Below are 2,607 nucleotides of genomic sequence, written 5' to 3'. Positions count from 1 at the left end.
GCTGGCTCCCGGTGCGGATCGCGATCCCGTGCGCCACGGCCACCAGCGCGGCGAACAGCAGGCGCAGGAGGTCGAAGCTGTTGCTGCGCGGGTCGAAGGTGTCCCGCAGCGTTCTCATCGTTCTCCCTCACCGGGTGGGATTCGGGCCGGATGGATGCCGACAGCTGCGTTCGTGGGAGCCGGTCGTCTGCGCGGGTACCGAACGGTCGCGCGCGACGACGACTCTACTGTGACGTGAAGTGAGAGTACGTCGCCTCTCAGCGCGGGTTCAGGAAGCGCGTTCTGGGGGTCAGTGCGCGTTGGCGAGCCTGCCGGTCAGTGCGGCGTGCCGCACGCTGCTCGACTCGTTCATGCCGGTGATCGTCGCGGTCTTGCCGCGGGATTCGTACTTCGTGGTGATGGCGTCGAGGGCTGCCACGGTCGAGGCGTCCCAGACGTGGGCGGCGGACAGGTCGATCACCACGTGGTCCGGGTCTCCGGCGTAGTCGAACTGGAAGACCAGGTCGTTGCTCGAAGCGAAGAACAGCTGGCCGCTGACGCGGTAGATCTTGGTCGTGCCGTCGGGATCGACGACGTCGGTCACCTCGACGAGGTGGGCGACCCGGCGTGCGAACAACACCGTCGCGACCAGCACGCCGGCGCCGACTCCGTAGGCGAGGTTGTGGCTGGCGACGGTGACTGCGACCGTCGCGATCATGACTGTGGTCTCGCTCTTCGGCATCCTGCGCAGCGTCCGCCACTGGACGCTGTGCCAGTCGAAGGTGCCGATCGCCACTATGATCATGACCCCGACCAGCGCGGCCATGGGTACCCGGGCCACGACGGAGCCGAGCGCCACCACCAGGACGAGGAGGAAGACGCCCGCGAGCAGAGTCGACAACCTGGTCCGCGCGCCGGACTTCACGTTGATCATCGTCTGCCCGATCATCGCGCAGCCGCCCATGCCGCCGAAGAAGCCGGTCACCACGTTGGCAACGCCCTGACCCCAGGATTCGCGGGTCTTGTCCGAGTGGGTGTCGGTGAGGTCGTCGACGAGCTTGGCGGTCATCAGCGACTCGATGAGCCCGACGAGAGCCAGCGTCATGGCGTACGGCGCGATGATGCGCAGTGTTTCCAACGTCAGCGGAACGGCGGGCCAGCCGAGCATCGGCAGGGTGTCGGGCAGCGCGCCCTGATCGCCGACAGTCGGCACGGTCACCCCGAGCGCCACCGTGAACGCGGTCAGCCCGGCGATCGCCACGAGTGGAGCGGGAACGGAGGTGGTCAGCCGTGGTAGCCCGATCATCACCGCCAGCCCGACCGCAAGCAACGCGTACACCGTCCACGGCACCCCGATGAGGTAGGGAAGCTGTGATGTGAAGATCAGGACGGCCAGAGCGTTGACGAAGCCCACCATGACGCTGCGGGGAAGAAGCCGCATCAGTCGAGCGACGCCCACGAGCGCCAGGGCGATCTGCAGCAGTCCGCCGAGTACCACCGCCGCGAGCAGGTACTCGACGCCGTACTCACGGGCAAGTGGTGCCACGACGAGCGCGATCGCGCCCGTCGCTGCGGTGATCATGGCGGGCCGGCCGCCGGTGAAAGCGATCGTCACCGCCATCGTGAACGACGCGAACAACCCCACGCGGGGGTCGACCCCGGCGACGAGTGAGAACGCGATCGCTTCCGGGATCAGTGCGAGTGCGACGACGAGCCCGGCGAGGACCTCCGTACGCAGGATCCGTGGGGACAACCACGTGGGGCGGGCAGGGCGCAGCGCAAGCAAGGCAGGACGGGACATCGCTACTTTCGATCAGGAGGAGGGAGCGGGAGCCACACACGCTGGGGCTCGACCTGCTCGGGACCCTACCCTTACGAGAGGGGAGAATTGGTGGTCCTGTGATCACCCCTACACCGCGGCATGCCCGCGGTCAGGAGAGCAGGGAGGAGTCGTCAGCGGCCGAGGCCGCCGTAGAGGTGGTAGAGCCGCCCGCGGGTCGATCTCACGCCACGGGTCTGCGTGCTGATCTCGTACAGCTCATCCAGTTCGGCGTGCTCGGCCGCGCGGTCGTGGTCCTCGATGGACGTCCACTCCGCGTAGTTGAGCACCCGCGTGCCGTCCGTGCTGATGTGGAAATGCGAGGACAGCGCGCCCGGTAGGGACCCGATGGCGGCGGCGGCGTCCACGAGTCGATCCACGATGTGGCGCTGTCGCTCCGGCCCGTCGACGTCGAAGGTCGCGGTGATCACGCAGCGCGGTGTGTCGGTCTGCTGCTCGTCGCGCATGCTGCGGTAGAGCCGGTATCGGACCGGCTCGACACCGCTCACCCGGGGGTCCCGAGGGTCGCGCAGAGCCGGCACGAGGAACGCGAAGTGCGCCTCCTCGCTGCTCCACTGGGAGTACGTCAGGACGACCTCGCCGTCAGCGCTGAGTAGGCAGCTCAGGTGCAGGAAACCTGCGGGCAGCGGCGAACTCTCCCACGCTGACAGCACGGTGGCGGGTAAGCATTCAGCCCGATCTTGAGCGTGACCTCGTGTCGGGGTCAGTGTGATCTTGGCGGCAGTGGCGTGTCGATCACGAATGATCGGCTGGTCTGCGGTGTGATCTTGGGGTGTCCGAGCCGGAGG

Annotated in this window: 2 protein-coding genes; both read right to left on the bottom strand. The window is 67.7% G+C overall.

Features of this window, described 5'->3' with window-relative positions:
- Positions 1 to 289: 289 nt before the first annotated feature.
- Positions 290 to 1,780, bottom strand: coding sequence for a SulP family inorganic anion transporter (locus KME75_RS40830; RefSeq protein WP_219420352.1), 1,491 nt, complete (start codon positions 1,778 to 1,780; stop codon positions 290 to 292).
- 152 nt (positions 1,781 to 1,932) lie between these two features.
- Positions 1,933 to 2,472, bottom strand: a complete 540-nt coding sequence (locus KME75_RS40825; protein ID WP_219420351.1) for an antibiotic biosynthesis monooxygenase family protein — start codon at positions 2,470 to 2,472, stop codon at positions 1,933 to 1,935.
- Between the last annotated feature and the right edge of the window lie 135 nt (positions 2,473 to 2,607).

It is taken from the genome of Pseudonocardia nigra, assembly GCF_019396355.1.
GTDB lineage: Bacteria > Actinomycetota > Actinomycetes > Mycobacteriales > Pseudonocardiaceae > Pseudonocardia > Pseudonocardia nigra.
This window is presented reverse-complemented; position numbering and strand designations above follow the sequence as displayed.